General features: G+C 70.8%; 20 protein-coding genes. 14 read left to right on the top strand and 6 right to left on the bottom strand.

The features are described from left to right. The first annotated feature begins 11 nt into the window (after positions 1-11). Both FOF48_RS16720 and FOF48_RS16715 read left to right on the top strand, forming a co-directional pair. Positions 12-314 (top strand): hypothetical protein, encoded by a 303-nt coding sequence (locus FOF48_RS16720; RefSeq protein ID WP_143902775.1) that lies wholly within the window; start codon positions 12-14, stop codon positions 312-314. Between the two features lie 53 nt (positions 315-367). Further along, the gene (locus FOF48_RS16715) at positions 368-1,858 is read left to right on the top strand and encodes a serine/threonine-protein kinase (protein ID WP_143902773.1); all 1,491 of its coding nucleotides are present in this window, start codon (positions 368-370) and stop codon (positions 1,856-1,858) included. A gap of 79 nt (positions 1,859-1,937) precedes the next feature. Here the strand turns inward: FOF48_RS16715 and FOF48_RS16710 are convergent, their stop codons facing one another. After that, positions 1,938-2,786, bottom strand: coding sequence for a YsnF/AvaK domain-containing protein (locus FOF48_RS16710; RefSeq protein WP_143902771.1), 849 nt, complete (start codon positions 2,784-2,786; stop codon positions 1,938-1,940). Between the two features lie 497 nt (positions 2,787-3,283). Here FOF48_RS16710 and FOF48_RS16705 point away from each other — a divergent pair, with 497 nt between their 5' ends. From FOF48_RS16705 to FOF48_RS16670, 8 genes are all read left to right on the top strand, one after another. Next, the gene (locus tag FOF48_RS16705; RefSeq protein ID WP_143902769.1) at positions 3,284-3,553 is read left to right on the top strand and encodes a hypothetical protein; all 270 of its coding nucleotides are present in this window, start codon (positions 3,284-3,286) and stop codon (positions 3,551-3,553) included. A 152-nt stretch (positions 3,554-3,705) separates the two neighbouring features. Continuing rightward, positions 3,706-4,914: an ABC transporter substrate-binding protein gene (locus FOF48_RS16700; RefSeq protein WP_143902767.1), complete on the top strand. Its 1,209-nt coding sequence runs from the start codon at positions 3,706-3,708 to the stop codon at positions 4,912-4,914. 18 nt (positions 4,915-4,932) lie between these two features. Further along, positions 4,933-5,853, top strand: a complete 921-nt coding sequence (locus FOF48_RS16695) for a branched-chain amino acid ABC transporter permease (RefSeq protein ID WP_143902765.1) — start codon at positions 4,933-4,935, stop codon at positions 5,851-5,853. Next, positions 5,853-6,923 (top strand): branched-chain amino acid ABC transporter permease, encoded by a 1,071-nt coding sequence (locus FOF48_RS16690; RefSeq protein ID WP_143902763.1) that lies wholly within the window; start codon positions 5,853-5,855, stop codon positions 6,921-6,923. Before FOF48_RS16695 ends, FOF48_RS16690 begins: the two co-directional genes overlap by 1 nt. Beyond that, on the top strand, positions 6,920-7,789 hold the full coding sequence (locus FOF48_RS16685) for an ABC transporter ATP-binding protein (RefSeq protein WP_143902761.1): 870 nt from the start codon (positions 6,920-6,922) through the stop codon (positions 7,787-7,789). The genes FOF48_RS16690 and FOF48_RS16685 overlap by 4 nt, the downstream gene beginning before the upstream one ends. Then, positions 7,786-8,538 (top strand): ABC transporter ATP-binding protein, encoded by a 753-nt coding sequence (locus FOF48_RS16680; protein ID WP_143902759.1) that lies wholly within the window; start codon positions 7,786-7,788, stop codon positions 8,536-8,538. Before FOF48_RS16685 ends, FOF48_RS16680 begins: the two co-directional genes overlap by 4 nt. Before the next feature lie 175 nt (positions 8,539-8,713). Beyond that, a complete protein-coding gene (locus FOF48_RS16675) occupies positions 8,714-9,481 on the top strand; it encodes a hypothetical protein (RefSeq protein WP_255442274.1) in 768 nt (255 codons plus the stop codon). A gap of 203 nt (positions 9,482-9,684) precedes the next feature. Beyond that, a complete protein-coding gene (locus tag FOF48_RS16670; protein ID WP_143902755.1) occupies positions 9,685-12,072 on the top strand; it encodes a sialidase family protein in 2,388 nt (795 codons plus the stop codon). 52 nt (positions 12,073-12,124) lie between these two features. Here FOF48_RS16670 and FOF48_RS16665 read toward each other — a convergent pair whose 3' ends face one another. Further along, a complete protein-coding gene (locus FOF48_RS16665) occupies positions 12,125-14,293 on the bottom strand; it encodes a putative metal-binding motif-containing protein (RefSeq protein WP_143902754.1) in 2,169 nt (722 codons plus the stop codon). A gap of 79 nt (positions 14,294-14,372) precedes the next feature. After that, positions 14,373-15,026: a YiiX/YebB-like N1pC/P60 family cysteine hydrolase gene (locus FOF48_RS16660; RefSeq protein WP_143902752.1), complete on the bottom strand. Its 654-nt coding sequence runs from the start codon at positions 15,024-15,026 to the stop codon at positions 14,373-14,375. 263 nt (positions 15,027-15,289) lie between these two features. On the opposite strand from FOF48_RS16660, the gene FOF48_RS16655 reads away from it, so the two are divergent. After that, positions 15,290-17,491: a PhnD/SsuA/transferrin family substrate-binding protein gene (locus FOF48_RS16655; protein ID WP_143902750.1), complete on the top strand. Its 2,202-nt coding sequence runs from the start codon at positions 15,290-15,292 to the stop codon at positions 17,489-17,491. 6 nt (positions 17,492-17,497) lie between these two features. On the opposite strand, the gene thpR is transcribed toward FOF48_RS16655, so the two are convergent. Both thpR and FOF48_RS16645 read right to left on the bottom strand, forming a co-directional pair. Continuing rightward, positions 17,498-18,052 carry an RNA 2',3'-cyclic phosphodiesterase gene (gene thpR / locus FOF48_RS16650; RefSeq protein ID WP_143902748.1) on the bottom strand — a complete coding sequence of 185 codons (555 nt, stop codon included), beginning with the start codon at positions 18,050-18,052 and terminating at the stop codon, positions 17,498-17,500. 332 nt (positions 18,053-18,384) lie between these two features. Next, positions 18,385-18,945, bottom strand: a complete 561-nt coding sequence (locus FOF48_RS16645) for a metal-dependent hydrolase (protein ID WP_143902746.1) — start codon at positions 18,943-18,945, stop codon at positions 18,385-18,387. 69 nt (positions 18,946-19,014) lie between these two features. Here FOF48_RS16645 and FOF48_RS16640 point away from each other — a divergent pair, with 69 nt between their 5' ends. Further along, complete coding sequence (locus tag FOF48_RS16640) at positions 19,015-20,250, top strand: adenylate/guanylate cyclase domain-containing protein (RefSeq protein WP_143902744.1); 1,236 nt, start codon at positions 19,015-19,017, stop codon at positions 20,248-20,250. A gap of 61 nt (positions 20,251-20,311) precedes the next feature. On the opposite strand, the gene proS is transcribed toward FOF48_RS16640, so the two are convergent. Beyond that, positions 20,312-21,745, bottom strand: a complete 1,434-nt coding sequence (proS, locus tag FOF48_RS16635) for a proline--tRNA ligase (RefSeq protein WP_143902742.1) — start codon at positions 21,743-21,745, stop codon at positions 20,312-20,314. A gap of 310 nt (positions 21,746-22,055) precedes the next feature. On the opposite strand from proS, the gene FOF48_RS16630 reads away from it, so the two are divergent. Beyond that, on the top strand, positions 22,056-22,679 hold the full coding sequence (locus FOF48_RS16630; RefSeq protein ID WP_143902740.1) for an MXAN_6652 family MXYO-CTERM-anchored protein: 624 nt from the start codon (positions 22,056-22,058) through the stop codon (positions 22,677-22,679). A 78-nt stretch (positions 22,680-22,757) separates the two neighbouring features. Beyond that, positions 22,758-23,642 (top strand): endonuclease/exonuclease/phosphatase family protein, encoded by an 885-nt coding sequence (locus tag FOF48_RS16625; RefSeq protein ID WP_143902738.1) that lies wholly within the window; start codon positions 22,758-22,760, stop codon positions 23,640-23,642. Positions 23,643-23,645 lie beyond the last annotated feature (3 nt).

Raw genomic sequence — 23,645 nt, 5'->3', positions numbered from 1 at the left:
GAGCCTCCGTCATGCAGACCCAAGAAGCCATCGTGACCATCCTCGTCACGGCCATGGTCGTCGGCATCCCATTCCTGGGCCTCACGCTGCGTTTCGCCCTCAAGCCCCTCGTGGACGCCTGGCTGCGCGTCCGCGAGGCCCAGGTCCACGGGGCCGCCTCCAGTGACCTGGAGGCGCTGCGCGCCCGGGTGGTGCACCTGGAGCACATGCTGGAGCTGCACGGCCTGCTGGAGCGCCCCAGCCTCGCCCGCTCCAGCTCCGAACTGCCGGAGCGCCTGCCCACCGTGGCGCGCATCGACCGCGAGCGCGTCTGACCCTGAACTTTGGGGCGCTTCATTGCGCTGGATTTTCGGGTATTGATGGGTGCGTGGCTTTCCAATCCCCGGAAGAAGAGCTCGCCTTCCTGCGCGGCCTGACGGCCGTGAACCGGATGGCCGACGACATCCTCGAGGACTGCCTGGAGCGGGGGCTGGACCTCGACACAGGGCTGGACGTGTTCCTCACGCAGTGCGCCCGGATGGTGCACGCGCGGGCGGGCTTCGTGTCCCTCCGGGGCACGCGCGGGCCGGTGCTGACGCGGGTGCTGGGGGAGCTGGGCGTGGACGTCTTCGAGGCGGCGCACTGGAGCGGCCCGAAGCGGTTGGGGGAGGGCCGGATGCTCTTCTGCCAGCAGCTCACCCTGGGGCGGCTGAACCTGGGCGGGCTGGGGCTGGTGGTGGAGGGCGCCTTCGAGGACGGCGGCGCGCGGGTGATGGGGCTGGTGGAGGCGATTGGCGAACAGCTGGACTCCGCGGTGCTGTCCTTCCTGGCGTTGACGGACGGGCGGGGGCCGCTGGAGCGGCTGGACGACCTGGACGTGGAGGGCACGCCCGTCCACCGCGGGCGCATTGGCCGCTACGAGGTCGTCAAACCCCTGGGCACGGGCGGCATGGCGCAGGTGCTCGTCGCGCGCACGCGCGGGCCGGAGGGGCTGGGGCGGCTGGTGGCGCTCAAGCGCATCCTGCCGCACCTGACGGCGCAGCCGGAGATGGTGCAGCAGTTCCTGGACGAGGCGCGCATCGGCCTGCGGCTGTCGCACCCCAACCTCGTGCACGTCTACGACTTCGGCGAGGCGCAGGGCGCGTACTACATGGCCATGGAGCTGGTGAACGGCGTGGACCTGGACCGGCTGCTGCGCGCGCTCAAGGGGCCGCTGGAGCCCGCGGTGGCGTCCGCCGTGGTGTCGCAGGCGCTGATGGGGCTGCACGCCGCGCACGCGCTCCGGGGGGAGGACGGCGCGCCCATGGACCTGGTGCACCGCGACCTGTCGCCGCACAACCTGATGGTGGCCTTCGACGGACAGGTGAAGGTGCTGGACTTCGGCGTGGCCAAGGTGCGCGCGCAGCGCACGGTGACGCTGCCGGGCATCGTGAAGGGCAAGCCGCTCTACATGTCCCCGGAGCAGGCGCTGGGCCAGCGGCTGGACGCGCGAAGCGACCTGTTCTCCATGGGGCTCATCCTCTACCAGGCCCTCACCGGCCGCAGGGCCTTCGAGCGCGAAGACGAGCTGGCCACGATGAAGGCCATCTGCCAGGAGAAGCTGATGCGGCCCGCCGAGGTGCCGGTGCCGCTGTGGAACGTGCTGTCGGTGGCGCTGTCCAAGGCCCCCGAGTCCCGCTTCGACAGCGCCCACGCCATGGCGGATCGCCTGACGGCCGCGTGTCCCCCCGCGCGCGACACGGCGCTGGCGGCCCTGACGGCCCGGCTCTTCCCGGAGCGGCTTCGCGAATCGCAGCGGCTGGAGACCGCCGTCGTGGACCGGGCGCGGGAGCTGCCCACCCGCGCGACGCCGGCCTCCCGCCAGAGAGGCGGGCGGTGAGCACCCCCCCGCACACCGCGCGCGAAGAAAGCGCGGCATGCGGGGGCGGAGCACAAGGGGGGCCGTTCGTCGTCCGGCGCTAGGTGCGCTTGAGCGGATCGACCTCCGGGTTCGCGCTGTAGCCGGTGCGACGCGTCTCCTCGTCCAGGTCGGCCTCGGTGCGGACCACCTCCACGCCGCCCAGCTCCTCGTGGCGGACGCGGCCCTCCATGCGGCGGCGCTCCTCGATGGGGCGCTTGTGGATGGTGATCTCCTCGTCCGTGTACGCGCGCTTGGTGAGCTCCGCCTCCTCCGCGCTCAGGGGGATGCGGATGGTCTCCTCGCGGAACTCCGCCCGGTCGTCGGGCGTGCTGTCCTTCACCGCGCGGCGCACCACCTCCACCTCCTCGTGGCGCAGGGGGACCTCCACGGACTTCATCTCCTCCACGACGATCTTCCTCACCTGGGCCTCGCCCGCCCGGCGCTCACGCTTCTGGACGCCCAGCTCCTCGTGGTGGGTGCGCAGCGTGACGTCGTCGCTCGCGATGCGCTCGGTGCCTCGCACGTCGGTGCGCAGCTCGCGCTCCCGGAGGCCCACCTTCTCCGCGCCCGTCCGGGTGACCTCGACCGTCTTCTGGGCGCCCGTCTTCAGGCCCGCGCCAATGCCTCCCGCCGTCGCCGCCGTCGCGCCCAGGGCGCCGTTGCCCTGGCCCGCCAGCGTGCCGCCGTCCGCGAGCCCGCTCAGCGCCTCGCGGCCGTGGTTGAGGTAGATCTCCCCGTTGCGGATGTCGCTCACCTCCGCGTAGCGGACCAGGTAGTCCTTCGGGAAGAACATGCCCTTCTCGATGTGGAACTCGCCATCGCTCACGGCGAACACCTTGCCCAGCTTCTCGCCGTCGATGCTCTTGACCGTCATCCCTTCCTTGATGTCGCTGCGCTTGATCATCATGGACTTGGCTCCTTGTGCCTTCACGTCGGGTCGGATGTGGTCGGAAGCGGAGCGCCGCTGTCGTCCGTCGCGCTGAGTAGGGGCTCCTTGGGGGAAAGGGACGCGAGGTGCCCGCCACGGCCATCACCAGGAAAGTGCGTCCAGTGATGGACATGGAAACCCCTGAGCCTGGATGATCCGGGGGCTCGGCACGCCGCACGCCGTCCTCAAGGCCCCTGGCCGCGCCTCCCCGCCTCCTGTCCGGACACCGAGCGTGCAGGGCCCGCGCGCCCCGCCCCCATGCTGGCCGTCAGGGCCCCCGCGCCCCACCGTGTGGGCGCGAGCCCGGATGTCCCGGCCCCGCGTGGAAGGAGCCCTCGATGCGCGGCACCAGTCCAGGCCCCGGGTGGCGGCGGAGGAGCGGCGCGCGCTGGCGCCGGAGGCACGCCCAGCGTGTCGCCAGGCGACGGAGCCCGGGCTGGGGACTCGGGTGGACGGCCGGCGTCGTGGGGATGCTGGTGGCCGGCAGGCTCCTGCTCCGCCGCGCCCCGGTCCACGTGGAGTCCGGTCCAACCCCCGCTCCCTGGCCGCCTCGCTCCTTCGACCTGGAGCCCGTCTGGTGGCCGGACGGCGAGGCGCCTTCGACCGCCGCGGAGCTCCTGACGCGCGAGGACGTGGCGTCCCAGCAGGAGGACGGGGAGCTGGACCGCGCCGCGCCGCGGATCCGCCGGGGCCCGTCGGGCCGGGAGCGCTTCTGGCTGGAGCCAGGGCCTTCCTCGCGGGGGTGAGCCCTCACACCGCGCGTGGGAACGGGTTCGCGACAGCGATGTTCCGGGGTGTTCGCGGGACTCGGGTGGCGAGCTGTGCGCTTGACCCATGGGGAGGGCTCCCCTAGAAAACCGGGGCTTTGCCCGTCATCTCCCCCGGAGGAAGCCCCCGCATGCGACGACTTGCCCCGATGCTCCTCGCCGCGCTCGCCGTCCTGGCGGCCGCTTGCGAGAAGAAGACGCAGCCCACGGGAGAGGCGGGAGGCCAGGCCCCGGCGCAGACGCAGGCCCCGGCCCAGGGCGGCACGCCCCCGGTGGGCGACGACGTCATCGTCCTGGGCGAAGTGGGCGCGCTGACGGGCGGCCAGGCCACCTTCGGCATCTCCACCCGCAACGGCGTGGCGCTGGCGGTCAAGGAGGCCAACGCGGAGGGCGGGGTGAAGGGCAAGAAGCTGGTCGTCCGCGTCTATGACGACCAGAGCAAGCCCGAGGAGGCGGCGCAGGCCGTCACCCGGCTCATCACCCAGGACAAGGTGGTGCTCATCCTGGGCGAGGTGGCCAGCTCCAGCTCGCTGGCCATGGCGGAGAAGGCGCAGGCGGCTGGCGTGCCCATGATCACCCCGTCGTCCACCAACCCCTCCGTGACGGCGAAGGGCGACAACATCTTCCGCGTCTGCTTCATCGACCCGTTCCAGGGCTTCGTGATGGCGAAGTTCGCGCGGGAGAACCTCAAGCTCAACAAGGTCGCGGTGCTCCAGGACAACAAGAGCGCCTACTCCATTGGCCTCACGGAGGTGTTCCGCCAGAAGTTCGCGGAGCTGGGCGGGAAGATCACCGTCACGGAGAGCTACAGCCAGGGCGACACGGACTACCGCGCGCAGCTGACCGCCATCAAGAAGACGCAGCCGGAGGGCATCTACGTGCCGGGCTACTACAGCGAGGTGGGCGTCATCGCCCGCCAGGCGCGCGAGCTGGGCCTGAAGGTGCCGCTGATGGGCGGCGACGGCTGGGATTCGGAGAAGCTGTTCGAGCTGGGCGGCAGCGCCATCGACGGCAGCTACTTCTCCAACCACTACTCGCCGGACAACCCGGATGCGCGCGTGAAGAAGTTCATCGCGGACTACAAGGCGGACTACAACGGCGCGGTGCCGGACGCGCTCGCGGCGCTGGGCTACGACGCCGCGCGCGTCGCCATCGACGCGCTGAAGCGCGCCCCGGACACCAGCGGCCCCGCGCTGCGGGCGGCCATCGCGCAGACGCGCGACTTCCCGGGCGTGGCGGGCACCATCACGCTGGACGCCCAGCGCAACGCCGTGAAGTCCGCCGTCGTCCTCAAGGTCGAGGACGGCAAGTCCACCTACGTCACCACCATCTCACCGTAAGTCAGGGCCTCCCCCGGCATGTCGCAGCTCCTCCAGCACCTCATCAACGGTCTGGCCGCCGGTACCATCTACGCCCTGGTCGCCCTGGGCTACACGATGGTGTACGGCGTCCTCAAGCTCATCAACTTCGCCCATGGCGACGTGATGATGGTCGGCGTCTACATGGGGTACGCGACCGCCTTCGCCCTCGGGCGAGAGGCGCAGCGGTCCTTGTGGGGCGTGGTCGTCATCTTCGCGGTGGCCATGGTGGGGTGCGCGCTGCTCGGCTTCCTCATCGAACGCTTCGCCTACCGCCCGCTGCGCGAGAAGCCGCGCCTCACCGCGCTCATCACCGCCATCGGCATCTCGTTCGCGCTGTCGTACGGCTTCCAGCTGGACATCGGGTTCCTGCCGGGCGCGTCCCCGCGCGCCTTCCCGGAGGTCATCGTCCCGAGCGAGTGGTTCATCGTGGGCGACCGCGACGTGGTGGTGTGGAACTGGCAGGTCATCAGCTTCCTCATCGCGGTGGGGCTGATGGCGGCGCTCCAGTTCCTCGTGTACCGGACGCGCTTCGGCAAGGCGATGCGCGCGGTGTCCTGGGACCACCGCACCGCGGCGCTGATGGGCATCCCCACCGACCGCATCATCGCGCTGACGTTCATGCTCTCCAGCGCGCTGGCGGCGGGCGCGGGCCTGCTCTACGCCATCAAGGACACGTCCGTGAGTCCCCTCATGGGCCTGTACGTGGGCCTCAAGGCCTTCGTGGCGGCGGTCATCGGCGGCATCGGCAACGTGCCGGGCGCCGTGGTGGGCGCGCTGCTGCTGGGGCTGGTGGAGGAGTTCGTCGTGGGCTACGCGGCCAGCACCTGGCGTGACGCGGTGGCCTTCGGCTTCCTCATCCTGGTGCTGCTGGTGAAGCCGGGCGGCCTCTTCGGCCGGGTCGCGGCGGAGAAGGTCTGATGGCGGCCCCTGGCGCGACGCTTCTCTCCGACGACACCACGGGCCCCATCCCCCCGGCCCTGCGCGGCATCCTGCCCGTGCTCCTCGCGCTGCCGGTGCTGGCGCTGGCCGAAGTGCTGTTGGGCGCCTCTCCCTTCGGTACGTACCTGCTGTCCGTGGTGGGGGTGAACATCATCCTCGCGGTGAGCCTCAACATCGTGAACGGCATGACGGGCCAGTTCTCCATTGGCCACGCGGGCTTCATGGCGGTGGGCGCGTACATCGCCGGCGTCACGTCGCTGTCGCTCAAGGAGGTGGCGCTGTCCTTCCTGCCGGTGGCCGCCAGCGACCAGGTGCTCTTCATCGTGGCGCTGCTCGCGGGCGGCGCCTGCGCGGCGCTGTGCGGCTTCCTGGTGGGCCTGCCTTCGCTGCGGCTGCGCGGGGACTACCTGGCCATCGTCACGCTGGGCTTCGGGGAGATCATCCGCGTGGTGGTGCAGAACACGGAGGCCTTCGGCCGCGCGCTGGGCCTGTCCGGCATCCCGCAGTACTCCAGCGTGGCCATGGTGTACTTCTGGGTCTTCCTGGTGGTGCTGGTGGCCCGGCGCATCGCGGGCTCCAGCCACGGCCGCAGCCTGTGGGCCATCCGCGAGGACGAGGTCGCCGCGGAGGCCATGGGCGTGGACACCACCGGCTACAAGGTCCGCGCGTTCGTCATCTCGTCGTTCTTCGCGGGCATCGCGGGCGGCCTGTTCGCCCACTTCGTGCCCATCATCAACCCGGGCTCGTTCACCTTCGTGAAGTCCATGGAGATCGTCGTCATGGTGGTGCTGGGCGGCCTGGGCTCCACCACGGGCGCCATCGTCGCGGCCATCTTCCTCACGCTGCTGCCGGAGGGCCTGCGCTCGCTGTTCGGCGCGCTGGGCGCGGAGGGCAGCCTGGCGCAGAAGGTGGATCAGATCCGCATGCCCGTGTACGGCATCCTGCTGGTGGTGCTGATGCTGCTGCGGCCGCAGGGCCTGTTCGGCACCAAGGAGCTCTGGGACGTGCTGCCCCGCTGGTTTTCGCGGAAGAAGAAGGGGCTGACATGAGCGCCGTCACGGCATCAGGAGACGCGCTGCTCCAGGCGTCCGGCGTGAGCATCCGCTTCGGGGGCCTCAAGGCCCTGACGGACTTCAACCTCACCGTGCGCCAGGGGGACCTCCTGGGCCTCATCGGGCCCAACGGCGCGGGCAAGTCCACCGCGTTCAACGTGCTGACCGGCGTGTACCCGCCCACCGAGGGCGAGGTGCGCGTGGCCGGGCAGCGGGTGAACGGCTGGGTGCCGCACCAAATCAACCACCTGGGGCTGGCGCGCACGTTCCAGAACATCCGCCTGTTCCGCGCGCTCACCGCGCTGGACAACGTGAAGGTGGCCTGCCGCGCGCAGGGGGCGCTGCACCCGGTGCGGCTGGGCCCCGTGGCGAAGGCGGGCACGGCGCTGCGCAACTACCGCGACTGGTGGCGCGCGCTGCTGCTCACCCCCGGCTTCCAGGCGGAGGAGCGCGAGCTGACGCGTCAGGCGGAGCACCTGCTGGAGGTGATGGGCCTGTCGCACCGCCGCGACGAGGAGGCGAAGAACCTGCCCTACGGCGAACAGCGCCGCCTGGAGATCGCCCGCGCGCTGGGGACGCGGCCCCGGGTGCTGCTGCTGGATGAGCCCGCGGCGGGCATGAACACCCGGGAGAAGGCGGACCTGATGGTGCTCATCCGCCGGCTGCGCGACGAGTTCTCGCTGGGGGTGCTGGTCATCGAGCACGACATGAAGCTGGTGATGGGCATCTGCGAGCACATCACCGTGCTGGACCACGGGGAGACCATCGCCCGCGGCGCCCCGGCCGAGGTGCGCAGCGACCGCAAGGTCATCGAGGCGTACCTGGGCGACAGCTACCTGGAATCCCACGGAGGCGCGGCGTGAGCGAGCCGGTGAAGGTGCTGGGCGAGCGGCGCGCATTCGAGCCGCTGCTGCGGGTCGAAGGGCTCCAGGTGCGCTACGGCGCCATCCAGGCGCTCCGGGGCGTTTCACTCCAGGTGGGCCGGGGCGAGATGGTGGCCCTCATCGGCGCCAACGGCGCGGGCAAGACGAGCACCCTGCGCGCGGTGAGCGGCATGCTCAAGCCGTCCGCGGGGCGCATCACGCTGGCGGGCCAGGACATCACCGGCCTCAAGGCGCACCAGCTGGTGCCGCGCGGCATGGCGCACGCGCCGGAGGGGCGGGGCATCTTCCCCAACCTCACCGTCCAGGAGAACCTGGAGCTGGGCGCGTACCTGCGCAAGGACACCGCCCAGGTGCAGCAGGACATGGAGAAGGGCTTCGGCCTCTTCCCGGTGTTGAAGGAGCGTCAGCGGCAGCTGGCGGGCACGCTGTCCGGCGGTGAGCAGCAGATGCTGGCCATCGCCCGGGCGCTGCTGAGCAAGCCGCAGCTGCTGCTCCTGGACGAGCCGTCCCTGGGCCTGGCGCCGCAGGTGACGGAGACCATCTTCCGCACGCTGCGCGACGTGAACGCCACCGGCGTCAGCGTGCTGCTGGTGGAGCAGAACGCGCACCTGGCCCTCAACGCCGCGCACTACGGCTACGTGCTGGAGACGGGCGAGGTGGTGATGGCGGGCCCTGGCAAGGCGCTCCTGGAGAGCCCCGAAGTGAGGCGCGCGTACCTGGGTGAGTAGCCCCCGGGCCGATTTTCCGGCCCGGGCGCGGTGTCCGCCCCCGGACGCTTCCGGGCGCGGCGCGCGGCCAGTTCCTCGCGGCGCGTTGAAACTCGGGTAGTCAGCGGCGGAGCAATTCGTCTAGCGTCCGACAGGACATCCTGTTTCTTCCACTTCCCTTTCAGGAAGCGTGCCCATGCGTCCGTCGTCCCGCCTCCTCCTTACTTCGCTCACCACCCTCGCGCTCATCGCTGGCGCCTGCGCCAACCAGCAGAAGACCGACGAAGGCGCCGCCTCCTCCGGGGGCAATGGCCGGTCGGCGACGTCCACCATCGAAGACGTGCCCAACGAGCCTGTCCCGGGCGCCGAGGGCACCTCGGAGTCCGCCGCCGCGTTCAAGCCCTACGAGGCGCCGGAGGGCTTCGTCATCGGCATGCCCGGGGAGCCGCAGATTGCCCGCAAGCAGGTGCAGCTCGGCTCCGGCACCGTGAACACGGCGTCGTACTCGGCGCGCGACGGGGCGGTCCTCTACTCCGTCAGCATCGCGGACTACCCGGAGAAGCTGGTGGCGAGCCGTCCTCCGGAGGCCCTGTTGAACGAGGGCCGGGACGGGCTGGCCAAGGAGGTCCAGGGCACGCTCAAGGACGAGCAGGACATCACCCTGGATGGCTACCCCGGTAAGTCCTACACGGTCAGCTCGCCGATGGCCGGCGAAATCAAGGCCCGCAACTTCCTGGTGGGGCCGCGCCTCTACACGCTGCTGGTGCTCTTCAATCCGAACACCCCCGCGCCGACGGCGGACGCGTTCCTCACCTCGCTGAAGCTGGTGAACCCGCCCCCCGCCCTGACCTCGGCCACGCCGGCCGCGAGCGCGGACGCGGGCACGGTGGAGCCGGTCTCCGACGCGGGCACCGCCGTGCCGGACGCGGGCGCCCCCGCTCCGCGCCGCCGCAAGACGAAGTAGCCGCGAGGCAACGCCGTCACGAGGCATTGACGCGACGCTCCCACACGTCCTGGGGGGCGTCGCGCGTCGTGGGTGTGTTCACCTGTCCGCGCGGGGAGTGTCGGGCCTTCGGGTCCACCCCCACCGGAGCCCGCCCACCGGATTGCCCACCGCACTCGCGTCCCTACCTTTCGGGAGGCGAGACGACAGGGGGGCGGAATCAGATGATGTCTTGGGTTGGTGCCCTGCTGGCCACGGTGGTGGCGGCGGGGGGAGTGCCCATGGTGCCGGTGGGCGGTGGCAACGCCCTGACGTTGCCGGCGCATCGGCATGCGGTGCGGGTTGAGACAGGCAATGGACATGCGCCCTCGTGGCTCCTGGCCATCCAGCAGCAGGGGTCGGGGGGGCAGGGGTTGAACCTGTTCCGCTCCGAGGATGGGTTCCGCAGCTTCGTGAAGCTCGCGGCCATCCAGCCGGACGCGACGCACCGGGACCGGGCGGAGCTGGTCGCGGTGGGGCGGGACGTGGCGCTCGTCTACGCGTACGAGGGCCCCACGCTGGAGGCGTCGGCGCGTCACGACGTCTGGTTCCAGTGGTGGCGCTACGACGAGGACGCGAACACCTGGACGCCGCGGCCGGCGGTGCGGGTGTTCGACGCGGACGCCACCACGGCGTATTCGCGGGCACTGCTGGCGCGAGACTCGCGCGGGCGGCTGTGGGTCCAGGCGTTTCGTCTGGAGTCGGACGGGGGCTCCACGGCGGTGGTGGCGGTGTCCACCGACGAGGGCGCGACCTTCCAGCGACAGCCGGACCTGGGGCGGGTGCGCAAGAGGGGGGGAGGGCGGCTGCTCAGCGTGGGGACGAAGCTCGTCTTCTTCTGGGCCATGCACGACGGCTACGAGCCCACGCGCCTGCGCGTGCGCGACGCGGCGGATCCGCTGGACCTCTGGGGGCCCACGCGGGACGCGTTCTCCGACGGCATCTACCATGGCGCGGCGCTGAGCGCGGTGGAGGACGGGAAGGGTGGCATCCACCTGGTCTACAAGGACGAGGCGGAGCGGCTGTATTACCGCCGCTTCGACGGGACGTCCTTCGGCTCGCGCACCTTGGTGGAGGGGACGCCGGACTGGGCCCTGCAGCCCGCCATCACCCGCATCGGGGATGCGCTGTATGTCTTCTACAATCACATGAAGTCCGAGAAGGATTACGAAATCCGGGTGCGGGTGCTGCGCAACGGGACCTTCAGTGACCCGGTGACGCTGGATTCACGCCCGACCTTCAAGGGCTACCTGAACGCGCTGGACGTGCTGCCAGCCAGTGTCACGGAGGTGCCGTGCTTCTACGGCGACGCGCTGGATGCCAGCTCCAGCGGCACCGTGATGCGCGTGGCCCTGCCGCTGCTGCCGGGTGGAGGTGGCACTGGCCAGGATGGGGGGACTCCGGATGGTGGCGGCGTGCCGGATGGCGGCTCGGGGACTCCGGATGGCGGCGGCGTGCCGGATGGTGGCGGCGTGCCGGATGGCGGCTCGGGGACTCCGGATGGCGGCGGGGTGGATGCGGGGACGCCGCCCGCGGATGGCGGGGTGCCAGGGCCGGTGGTGCTGGAGCCGACGTTCACGAACACGACGCACGAGGTGCTGGCGGTGGACGCCGCGGGCACGGTGTACGGGCTGGCGCTGTCCGGCAACCGCTCCACGCTGTGGGCGAGCACGGACGGCGGGCGCACGTTCAGCGTGCGCGGGCAGGGGATGCGCGGGGCGTCGTTCTGGGTGATGGCGGTGCTCCAGGACGGGACGCTGCTGGCGCAGATGAGCCGCAGCGACGGCTACCACCTGGAGCGCTCCAGGGATGGCGGGCGCACGTGGACGGACGTGGTCGTGCTGGGGAATTACCGGGCGCTGTCCCCCGCGAGCTTCGCGCAGCTGGGCGGCACGGTGTTCTTCCTGGAGTACCAGACGGTCACGTCTGGAAGCACGCCCCTGCGGCTGTGGGCGAGCACCGACGGCGGGGCGACGTGGGCGGTGCGGGCCACGTTCCAGGGCCACCGGTATGGCCTGGCGCTGGTCGTGGACGCCGTGCGAGGCGCGCTGTGGGCAACGTTCGGGAGCACGGGCGAGCAGTCGGCGCTTTTGCGCTCCACGGACGGCGGGCGCAGTTGGTTGAAGGTGATGGGCGGCTATGCTGCCAACGCGGTGGCGGGCGCGGTGTTGTCGGGAGGGGAGCTGCTGCTGGGGCAGTCCACGCTCTACGAACCGGAGCACCCGAAGCTGCTGCGCGTGTACGCCAGCGGGAGGGTGGACGCGCTCTGGACGCTGCCGGGGCCGGCGTATTCGCTGGAGGCGCTGCCGGGAGGCGGCTGGGTGCTGGGGACGGCGCGGGCGGATGTCGGTGACGTCCAGCCCGCGTCGGATGTGTACGCCCGGCTCTTCACCAGCACGAACGGCACGGCCTGGACCGAGGCCCGGCGCTACGAGCGGGCCTCGAGCACATCCCTGGCACGCGCGGATGTGTGGGGCGTGCTGCCCTCCGGCGAGCTGGTGGTGCGGGCGGAGAACCTGAAGGGCTTCGGCGCGGGCGGGAAGGGGTTTCAGGTCCTGCGCGTGAAGCGCTGAGGCGGTGATGCGGGCCGGACTTCCGTGGAGGAAGTCCGGCCTCGGGGTTCAGCTATTGGGGCAGGGCAGGGTAGTGGAGGATCTTGTTGAACCTGCCTACGACCCAGATGTCGCCAGGATTGTTTCCGGCGATGCCGTAGAGCGACGTGTTGAACTGCTCCTTCACCCAGGGGAGCGTGCCATTGAAGCGGTAGATGTTGCCTGACTCCGTCGTGATGTAGATGGAGTTCGTTCCGAAGGCGAGGACCCCGGAGAAGTTCTCGGTCTCTCCTGGCGGCAATGCTGGCGGTGATGCATGGGCGACCCAATTCGTCCCAGGGCCATTCCACTGCAGGAGCGTTCCGTTGTTTCCCACGGCGTATGCCAGCTTGGAATTGACGACATGGATTGCTAGCAACGTCTTCGCGGCGACCGGGACACTCACCTCTGTCCAAACAGGAGCAGCGGTGGTGCGTTGCATGATTTTCGCCGTGCCGTTCCCCGCGCCGCCTACGGCGAAGAGCGTATCGGGTGACGCACCGTGGACCGCCGACAGGGCGATGTTGGGCTGCACTGTCGCAGTGATGCTGGGCGGCTGGGGAAGCGTTCCGTCCCATTCGAACGTCGCGCCGTTGGCGGCGTTGTCGCGAGATGCGACGGCCGCGAACTGAACGCCTCCATTCGTGGCGAGGTTGAACAGGCCCGTGGTGATGTGGCCGTCGTTGTTGTTGAAGAAGCGTTTATAATCACAGGTCGTACTTTGGGGGGTCTGGACACCAAGGACGCTGAAATCTCCGCCCAGATAGGCCGTTCCATCAGGCATGGCCCAGACGCTGTAAAGTTCCCGGATGCTTCCGGGCTGGCTCGTGCAAGGACCAGGGATGGCCTTGAACGAGGTCTTGTTCGCTTCCTTCACCGCGCGGGCCGATGGCGCCCCGACAATCCAAACACCACCATCCCCATAGAGGGAAACGGCGCGCCAGTCCGGGGAGCCTCCATCCGGAAAAGTAGGGAACCCTCCCGACAGGTCGACGGATTGGAGTGCCCAGCTCGGCGAGCCCGCGGGACAGACATTGTCCTCGTCCGTCCTGCTATTGCAGTTGTTGTCCTGACCGTCACAGATTTCGGGCGCGTCCCTGTGGATGAAGGGGTTGCCGTCGTCGCAGTCTCCTGCGTCCAGGATGTAGCCGGCATCCGGCTGCGGGCAGGAGAGGACGCCCGCGTCCTCCTTGCCGTGGCTGTCGTTGTCTTCATCGGGAAACCAGGTCTTGACGACCGTGGGGGGAGGCGCGCATTGCGTTCCGCCATCGGCGAAGTCGCACTGGCGCGTCCCGTTGTCACAGCTCGTCCGGTCGTCAAAGCACGTCATTCCAAGGTTGAAACCCTCGTCCACGCCGTTGATGCAGTTGTCGTCGATGTTGTTGCACAGCTCCGGTGCGCCGGGGTGCACTGCGGGGTTTGTGTCGTCGCAGTCGTCGTGGGGCGCGGTCAGGGGCAGCCGGTTCGCCGGGAGGGCCGCCGTGCAGACCACCAACTTGTCCTGCTTCACGTCGCCATGCAGGTCCTTGTCCTCGTCCGCCCAGGCGAGCTGGAAATCCGGGGTGAAGCATTCGTTCTGCTGGGGGTTGGCCGCGCACCGGAAGGTGCCAGTGCAGCCGTTGGCCGTGTTGGTGCACGACACTCCGAGCTGGAAGCCTTCATCCGTGACACCGTCGCAGTTGTCGTCGATGTCGTTGCAAAGCTCGGTGGCTCCCGGGTTGATCGTCTTCCCAGAACCGATGTTGTCATTGCAGTCCGTGCCGCCAGAGCCCGTGCTCACATAGCCATCCCCATCCATGTCTGGCGCGTCGACCGCGAGGTGCAGCTCCGGGGAGCTGCCGCCCTTCGAGCTGCCTTTCGGGACGCTGATGCCCTGCTGGTTGTTGCGCACGCGAGGGCCAATGCATTGCCCGTCCTTCGGAAACGCCTCGTAGGCGTCCGCCGTGATGGTGAGCGCCGTGCCCCACTTCTCCGGCATCAGGATGCCCACCACGATTTCGCCGTCCGGGGCGGGCTTCTTCTCGCGGACCGCCACGTCCGTGGAGCGCTTGTCCCCACTGGCGTCATCCACGGCCGTCACGCGCACGCAGCCCGGAACGAATTGCGTGTACGAGACGACGACCTTCACCCCGTCCTGGGGATCCTTACAGCCCGCGAGAGCGACCAGTGGCAGCAGCAGAAGAAGGCGTTTCATGCCGCCCATCCTACCGGCCCCGCTCCCCGCGTGTGAGTCCTTGCCACCCCTCTTGAAACCTCAAGGGGTGGGACGCTTCAGCTGGGCTTCAGCGCGCCTCCGGGAAGTCCGAATACACCACCGCCAGCCGGGCATCCGCCGCCAGGCTGGCGGGGGTCACCAGCTCCAGGTCCACTGGCACCGGGCCGCGGTAGCGCTCGGCGATCTCCCGCTTCAGGCCCGTGACATCCAGGTCACCCAGCCGCTCCATCGTCCCGTACGCCACCCCCGCGCCCGCCGCGTACGCCTTGCGCACCAGCTCCGAGCAGTACATCGCCTCGTCGCCCCACCCGAAGAGCGCGTCGTACGGCTTGCCCAGGTGCCGCTTCGCCTCCGCCACCGCCCGCGCCTTCGCCGCGTCATCCAGCCCCTCCGGGCGCAACACCAACAGCCGCCCCTTCACGCCTCGCTCCTTCCACTGCCTGAAGGGCGTGCGCTTCACCGGCTGGACCGCCTCCACCACGAACGTCCCCTCCTGCGTCACCTCCACCAGCCCCACGTGCGACAGCGGGCTGTGCGTGGCTTCCTGGATGGCCTTCGACTGGCGTGATCCCGACGTCTGGAACACCACGTCCCCTGTCCGCAGCATCGTCGCCACGTCCTGCGCCCCTCGCGGCGCCGCCTGCGCCCCGTGGGCCCCCAGCCACACCACCACCGCCATCGCGAGGGCACCTGCCCACACACCCTTCCAGCTCCAGCGCATCCTCAAGTCCTTTCCAGGGGTTGCATCCGTCCACCTCCCTGAATGCAGCCCCGGTGCCGCCCGGCCAGAGGACAGGAATTCACGCAGGAGCACTCCCGGTCCCTCACGACCCAGGGTCAGAACATGGTAAAACTGGTCTACCTTCCTATTGCAGTGATTCAAGAATAATGTGGCAATGTGGTAACGATTCAGATAGGGTGTTCGCACTCGTGAGCCGGGCATCCGGGCTTTCGGGAGAGGGGGCAACCGGAGGAGACCTCGCCGTGACCGCATCGACCGCGCCCATTCGTTGCCTGCTCTACCCGTCCCTGGGTGAGGTGCGGGAGCACGTCCGTGTGGAGCTGTTCGCTCGCGCGCTGTCGGAGCGGATGGGCCGCCCGGTGGTGATGTCCATGGCGCCCACCTACGAGATGCTGGAGGCGGAGCTCGCGGCCGGCCGGGTGGAGATGGCGTGGGGCACCGCCGAGCAGTGCAATGCCTTCGAGCCGCAGGCGCGCGCGGTGCTGCGCGCGGTGCGTTCGGGGAGCTGGCACTACCACTCCGCGCTGATCTGCCGCGCGGACGCGCCGCTGACGCTGGAGACGCTCGCGGGCAAGCGCGCGGCCTGGGTGGCGCCGCGCTCCACCGGCGGGCACCTGCTGCCGATGCGTCACCTGGAGTCGCTGGGCCTGCGCCCGGACACGCTCTTCTCCGAGCAGCGCTTCCTGGGCACCTACCGCAAGGCGCTGGACGCGGTGCTGCGGGGCGAGTCCGACGTGGCCGCCCTCTTCTCCAACCACACCGACGCGCACGCGATGCGCGCCACGCTGACGACGTACCTGGGCGCGGACGCGCCGCTGCTCACGCCCTTCCTCTTCACCATCTCCACGCTGGCGGACGGGCTCATCCTCACCCGGCGCTTGTCGGAGGAGGACACGGAGGCGCTGGCCTCCGTCCTCACCCGGATGAACACGGACGGCGCGGGCCTGGAGATGCTCATGGGCCCCTTCCGGGTGGAGGGCTTCGTCCGCTCGCCCGGTCCCGCCGCGCCCGTGTCCAGCCCGCGTCCTTCGTCGGGCGCCGAGTACCTGGCCGGCGAGCTGGACGCGGAGGGGCGCTGTCTCAAGCTGTGGTCGCCGTCCGGCCGGGCCTTTGGCCGCGATGTGCGCGGCGCGGAGGGGCGCAAGCTGGAGGAGACGCTGGGCACCGCCGCGAGCGAGCCCCTGATGTCCCTGGTCCGCGCCGTCCTCCGGGGTGGCTCCGACGGACGGCTGGAGTACCGGCTCACCGTGAACGGCGATGAGCGCGTGTACGCCGCGGAGGTGACGCCCTGCGCGCCTTCACCTGGGGACACGGTCGTGCGCCTGGGCCTGCTGGTGCGCGACGTCAGCGGGCTGCGCGCGCTGGAGGATCCGCTGTACCGGCTGGCGTCGTTCCCGCTGCTGCACCCGGAGCCGCTGCTGGAATTGGGCATGGATGGGCAGCTGCGGTACGCGAACCCGGCGACCCATGCGGCGTTCCAGGACCTGGTGGAGAAGGGCTCGCGACATCCGCTGGTGCACTCGGCGCTCACCTGGGCGTGGCGGGGCGCGTCCTCGGGGGAGTCCGCGCCCACGGTGCACCTGGACGGGCGCTATTGGGAGCTCACCGTCGCGCAGCTGTGGGATCCCCCGGGCCTGCGCGTGTTCGCGCGCGACGTGACGCTGCGCAAGCAGATGGAGGCACGGCTGTTCCAGGCGGACCGGCTGTCCGCGCTGGGGTCGCTCGCGGCGGCGGTGGGCCATGAGATGAACAACCCGCTGGCCTTCGTGCTGGCGAACCTCTCCTACGTCCGCGAGGAGCTGGACCGGCTGACGCAGCCGTTGCTGGAGGGCACCCCCGTGCCGCGCCCGGACCTGGACGGCATCCTGGAGGCGCTGGGCGAGACGGTGGAGGGCGCGACCCGGCTCAAGCACATCGTGCAGGACCTGCGCACGCTGTCGCGCAAGCCGCCCGAGCACCGCGCGCGCGTGGCCGTGCAGCCGGTGCTGGAGAACGCGCTGAAGCTCCTGCGCGGAGAACTCCAGCACCGCGCGCGGCTGGAGCGGGACTTCCACGACATGCCCACGGTGGACGCGGACGAGGCCCGCCTCACCCAGCTCTTCCTCAACCTGTTGCTCAATGCCTTGCACGCGATGGACCTGCAGGACGCCTCGCGCAACGTGCTGCGCGTCGCGGCCTACACCAGCGAGGATGGCGAGGTGGTGGTGGAGGTGCAGGACTCCGGCAAGGGGCTGGCCCCGGAGGTGCTGGCGCACATCTTCGAGCCGTTCGCCACCGCGCGCCCCAACAGCACGGGCCTGGGCCTGTCGGTGAGCCACACCATCGTCACCGACCTGGGCGGCACGCTGCGCGCGGAGAGCCGCGAGGGCCGGGGCACGCTGCTCACCGTCACGCTGCCCGCCGCCGTGCCCGTGTCGGAGCCGCGCTCGCTGCGCGCCGGGTAGCGCGCGTCACGCGTCGCGGCCCAGCGGGACCTCCAGCCGGGGCGCGTAGTGGCCGCCCGTGCTCTCGAACAGCACCAGCCGGTCCACGCGGCCCTCGCCCCACGAGGCGTCCCGCAGCTTCCGCGCGCACGCCGCCAGCGCCGCGTCCCCGTGCGGCCGCTTCGCCCGGGCGAGGGTCAGGTGCGCGGTGTACTCGGCGTACTCGGACGCGAAGCCCAGGGGCTCCAGGACGCGGGCCACGTCCGCCTGGAGTGACTTCAGCGCGGCGGTGTCCCCGCGCACGTCCGCCCAGAGCACGCGCGGGTGCTCCGGCGAGCCGAACGTCCCGCCCCCGCCCACCGACAGCACGAACGGTGCGTGGCGCGGCCCCACGGGCGTCAGCGCGTCGCGCAGCGCGGGCAGTCGGTCGGTCGAGACGTCCCCCAGGAAGACCAGCGTGAGGTGCACGCCCTCGGGCTTTACCCACCGGGCGTCGGGGGCGTGGGCGCGCAGGCGCTCGATGCCTCGCTCGGCTTCAGCGGTAAGGGCGTCTCCCAGCGTCACGGCGGTGAACAGGCGCATCGGGTGTTCCTCCATGCTTCCAAGGTCGACTCCAGGGACAGGACGCGAGGGCTCTCGGCTCCAACCGGGCGGCCCTCCATCGCGTCCGCCCGAGGGTTCGCGAGCGGACCTCGCGGGCCGTGCCCGCCTGACAGTGCCAGCACCGCGAACTGGCTGAGCGCGTCCCCGCCTCGGTGGACCTCGCGGGCCGCGCTGCCGGACATCGCCGGCGACCTCACACGTCGCCTCTGGCGCGGTGGACCTCTCGCGAGCCGAGCCCGCCTGACAGCGCCAGCGGCCTCACACATCGCTTCTGGCGCGGTCGGGCCGATTGGCTCGCGGCGCCCGCCTGCTCAGGCGCCGGGATGCAGGCCCTGCGCTGTGGCTCCTGCCGGTGGGGCCTTCCGCCGGGGCCACAGCGCGTAGATCCACGCGGGCAGGAACGCGAGGAACTCCACGCCGCTCACATACAGCCCGCGCGCGGACAGCATCCCCGCGCCAATGGGCGCCACCGGCAGGGGCCGCACCGGGGCGAAGACGCGCGCATGGGAGAACGGCCAGAAGAGCGCCGCGCCCAGCCCGCCGTCGGTGAGCGTGTCCAGGATGCCGTGGCTGCCCACCGCCGCCAACGCCAGCCACCCCCACCTCGTCGCGGAGGCGCCCCGCCACCGCGCCAGCGCCGCCACGACGAGCGCCACGCCCACCGCGAAGACCCACGAGTGCGACGCGCCGCGGTGCCCCCACGTCGCCGCGTAGGGGATGCGCAAGGCGAACGCCACCACGTCCGCGTCCGGCAGCAGCGCCAGCAGCGACAGGAACCCCATCACCGCCACCCGCCGCCGCCACGGGACGCCGGTCCCCGTCTCGAAGCGCCCCAGTGCCATGCCCACCGCTACGTGCCCGATGCTCGCCATGCGCCGGACCCTAGCGCAGCGGGCCTCGCCTGGAGAGCGTCCCCGCGCCTGGAGTAGCCTCCGCGGCGCATGCGGTCCCTGCTCCCCCGCGCCGAGTCCACCCTGCAGCGCCGCCTGGATGAATGGCGCGCGGACGTCGGCTCGTGGCTCAACGTGATGCGCATCGGCGCGACGGCGGCGTGGTTGCTGCTGGGCGTGCTGGACGACTGGCGCGTGTCACGCGCGGTGCTCGGCTGCTACGTCGTGCTGTCGGTCCTGCTGTGGGCGGGGGCTCGCCGGGTGCCGGACCTGCTCCGGCGGCCGGCGCTGGGCGTGGCGCTGCTGGACATGCCCCTCATCTATTTCCTCCAGGCGTGGTCCATCCAGGGCTCCGTCAACGGCGTGCCCACCGCGCTGCTCACCATGGGCGTCTACATGGTGCTGGTGGTGGTCGTGTCCATGGTGACGCTGTCGCGGTTCATCGTCGCGGCGGCCACGGCGCTGGGCATCCTCGCGGTGGCGCTCCTGACGCTGGGCGCGGGCCTGCCGGCGCCCGCGTTCCTCCCCGGCATGGTGCTGGTGATGGTGCTCGCGTCGTCGGTGGCCTTCTTCATCAGCCGCACGGTGCTGGGGCTGGTCACGGACGTGGTGCGCGAGGAGATGCAGCGCGAACGGCTGGGCCGCTTCTTCTCCCCGGAGGTCGCCCGGCGCATCTCCGAGCGCGGCACCGACGGCGAGGCCGGCGAACACCGCGAGGTGACGCTGCTGTTCTCGGACATCCGCGGCTTCACCGCGCTGTCGGACCGGCTGGAGAGCCCCCAGGTGGTGGCGCTGCTCAACGAATACCTCACGCGCATGGTGGAGGTGGTGTTCCGCCACGGCGGGACGCTCGACAAGTTCATCGGCGACGGCATCCTCGCGTACTTCGGCGCGCCGCTGGAGCAGCCCGGGCACCCGGCCGCCGCCGTGTCGTGCGCGCTGGCCATGCTGGAGGCGCTGGAGTCCCTCAACCAGGAGCGCGCCGCCCGGGGCGAGCCCACGCTCGCCATCGGCGTGGGCGTGCACACCGGCCGCGTGGTGGTGGGGGCCGTGGGCAGCGACCAGCGCCGCGAGTACACCGTCATCGGCGACGCGGTGAACCTGGCCAGCCGCATCGAAGGGCTCACCAAGAAGGTGGGCGCCCCGGTGCTCGTGTCGAACGCCACGCGCGAGCGCTGCCTGGATGACTTCGACTTCGAGGCCGCCGCCCCGCTGCCCGTCGCGGGCAAGCCGGAGCCCGTGGCCATCTTCCTGCCCCGCAGGCGCGCGCCGCGCTCCGCGGGCTGAGAAACGCGAAGGGGCCGGGAGGAAGCCTCCCAGCCCCGCGGTGCCGTGGACGCGGCCGTGCTCAGTACGCCTTGGAGAACACGATGCGGCCCTGCGACGGCTCACCCGTCAGCACGCACTTGCCCGGCTCCTGCTTGAGGCTGAAGGGACGGCACCGGGTGGTGAGGCCCGTCTCCTCCTTGATGCGCGCCTCCGTCTTGGCGCTGCCATCCCAGTGCGCCAGCAGGAAGCCGTCGTCCGCGCGCGCCTTCAGCTCCTCGTAGGAGTTGACCTCGAAGGTGTTCGAGTCGCGGAAGGCCTTCGCCTTCTGGAACAGGTCCTTCTGCATCTGGTCCAGCATCGCCTGGGCCTTGGTGACGGCCTCCTCCAGCGACACGAACTCCTTCTGGCGCAGGTCGCGGCGCACCATCACGCAGGAGTTCTTCGCCAGGTCCTTGGGCCCCAGCTCGATGCGCAGGCAGGTGCCGATGAGCTCGTGCTCGTTGTACTTGAAGCCCGGGCCCTTGGACTCGTCGTCGTCCACCACCACGCCCAGGTCCGCCTTGCGCAGGTCCGCGGCCAGCGCGTGCGTGCGCTCCATCACCGCGGTCTTCTCCGCGTCGGTCGCCTTGCCCACGATGGGGATGATGACCACGTGCGTGGCCGCCATCCTCGGCGGCACGATGAGGCCGGAGTCATCCGAGTGCGTGAGGATGAGCCCGCCGATGAGCCGCGTGGACGTGCCCCACGACGTCTGCCACACGTGGTGCACGCGGCCGTCGCGGCCCTGGAACGTGGTGTCGAAGGCCTTGGCGAAGTTCTGGCCCAGGTTGTGGCTGGTGCCCGCCTGGAGCGCCTTCTTGTCCTGCATCATCGCCTCGATGCTGTACGTGCGCAGCGCGCCGGCGAACTTCTCCGACTCCGTCTTGCGCCCCGGCAGCACGGGCATGGCCATGTAGTCCTCCGCGAACGAGCGGTAGACCTCCAGCATCTGGAGCGTGCGCTCCTCCGCGTCCGCCTCCGTCTCGTGGCAGGTGTGGCCCTCCTGCCAGAGGAACTCCGTGGTGCGCAGGAACAGGCGCGTGCGCATCTCCCAGCGCATCACGTTGGCCCACTGGTTCACCAGCAGCGGCAGGTCCCGGTAGCTCTGGATCCACTTGGAGAAGCTGCGGTTGATGATGGTCTCCGACGTGGGCCGGATGACCAGCGGCTCCTCCAGCTTCTGGCCGCCCGCGTGCGTGACGACCGCCAGCTGCGGGTTGAAGCCCTCCACGTGCTCGGCTTCCTTCTTGAGGTAGCTCTCCGGGATGAGCAGCGGGAAGTAGGCGTTCTTCACGCCCGTCTCCTTGAACTTCTTGTCCATCACCCGCTGGATGTTCTCCCACAGCGCGTAGCCGTTGGGACGGATGACCATGCAGCCCTTCACGTCCGAGTAGTCAGCGAGCTTCGCCTTCTGGACCAGGTCGACGTACCACTCGGAAAAGCCCTTCTCGCGGGGCGTGAGCTTATCGGCCATGTACTGGGCACCTTGCTAGGAGATGGAAAGAGGGGCGTTGCCTACGCTGGGATGTTCCGGAAATCAACGCTGGACCGTGGCCGGCCCCGTCCCCTGGGGGTCGCCCATGCTCGGCCTTCGCGCGGGCGGACGATCCGCCCACCAGATGGCGGACCGTGGGGGCGCTCGCCCGCCGCCTTCACCCGGCGGTGAGTCGCGCCGTGCCCCTCCCCGAGGTCACAGGAGAGTGTCGCCTGCTGCACTCCTCGCCGCGCTGCGCTAAAAGGGAGTCTCCTCGTCTTCCCTGATTTCCCCCCAGGAGGTTCCTTCCATGCGGTCCTTTCTTCCGTCCGTGGGCGCGGTCGTGGTGTGCCTTGTCGCGGGCTCCGCGTTCGCCAACTCCACCGGCATCAACGGGCGCAGCGGCAAGCAGAGCGTGTCGTGCACCGCGTCCGGTTGCCACGGCGGCGGGACGAGCACCCCCACCGTGACGCTGGAAGGGCCCACGGCGCTGACCGCGGGCCAGACGGGCCAGTACTCGCTCATCATCACCGGAGGCCCGGGCGTGAAGGCGGGCATGAACGTGGCGACGGGCGGCGTGGACGGGGCGACGCTGACCGCGGGCGCGGGCACGAAGCTGATGAACGGGGAGCTGACCCACTCGCTGCCCAAGGCGTTCAACTCCGGCTCGGCGCGCTTCGACTTCTCGCTGGTGGCGCCCGCCACCAACGGCACGCTCAAGCTGTACGGCGCGGGCAACTCCGTGAACGGCGACAGCGCGGCCACGTTGGATGCGCACGCCAACGCCACGCTGGATGTCGTCATCACCGGCGGCACCGACGGCAAGCCCACGACCGAAGACGAGGGGGGCGGCTGCTCCGCGGCCACCACCGGCGCGCCCGCGGTGCTGATCGCCGTGTTCGCGGCCCTGGCCGCTCGCCGCCGGAAGGCCTGACGCCCGGCTGCCCTCCGGCCGTGCCTCGGAGGGTGGGACGACAGCGCGAGGGAGGGCGGCCTACCATCGCCCCCCTTGATGCGACCGAGCCCCCTCCTGACCGCGTTGTTCGTCGCGGGATCGCTGGCCTGTGCCTCCGGTCCCGCGGTGCGTCCCACCCTGTCCTCGGGCGCCACGCCCGTCGCCGTGGCCTCGGAGCCCGCGCGCGACGCGGGCGCCTTGCGGGTGATGACCTTCAACATCCAGTCCGGCCTGCGAGGCCTGGAGCAGGTGGCGGCCGTCATCCGCCAGGAGGGGCCGGACCTCGTCGCGCTGCAGGAGGTGGACGTGGGCTCCACCCGGGCGGGCGGGCAGGACCAGGTGGAGCGGCTGTCGGCGCTCACCGGCTTGAAGTACCGCGCGCACTTCGGCACCACGACGCTGTACGGCGGTGCCTATGGCATCGCGCTCCTGTCGCGCTACCCGCTGGAGTCCCTGGAGCAGTACCCGCTGCCCACGCCGAAGGGCGCGGAGCCGCGCACGGTGGCGCACGCGGTGGTGGACGTGGACGGACGCGAGGTGAGCGTCTACGCCACGCACCTCATCCGCCGGCCCTTCAACGGCGCGGCGCGCGTGCGCCAGAGCGCCTTCATCTCCCAGCTGATGGCGAAGGACCCCCGCCCCCGGCTGTTGATGGGCGACCTGAACGATGATCCGGACTCGCGCCCGGTGCGCCTCCTGCGCCGCCAGCTCCAGGACGTGGCGCGCGTCACCCACGCGGACCGCACGGGCACCTACCCGATGCCGCTGTTCCTGCGGTCGCTGCGCATCGACTACGTGATGGCCTGTGGCGCCTTCACGCCGGTGTCCACCCGCGTGCTGCGCGTGGGCGCGTCCGACCACTACCCGGTGGTGGCGGACCTGCGGCTCCAGCCCGCGAAGGCGCCCCAGGCGGCGGAGGCCACGGCCGCCGCCGCGCCCTGACCG

The sequence above is a fragment of the Corallococcus sp. Z5C101001 genome, from assembly GCF_007352635.1.
Taxonomy (GTDB): domain Bacteria; phylum Myxococcota; class Myxococcia; order Myxococcales; family Myxococcaceae; genus Corallococcus; species Corallococcus silvisoli.
The sequence above is the reverse complement of the archived record's forward strand: the minus strand, read 5'-3'. Positions and strand labels throughout refer to the sequence as shown.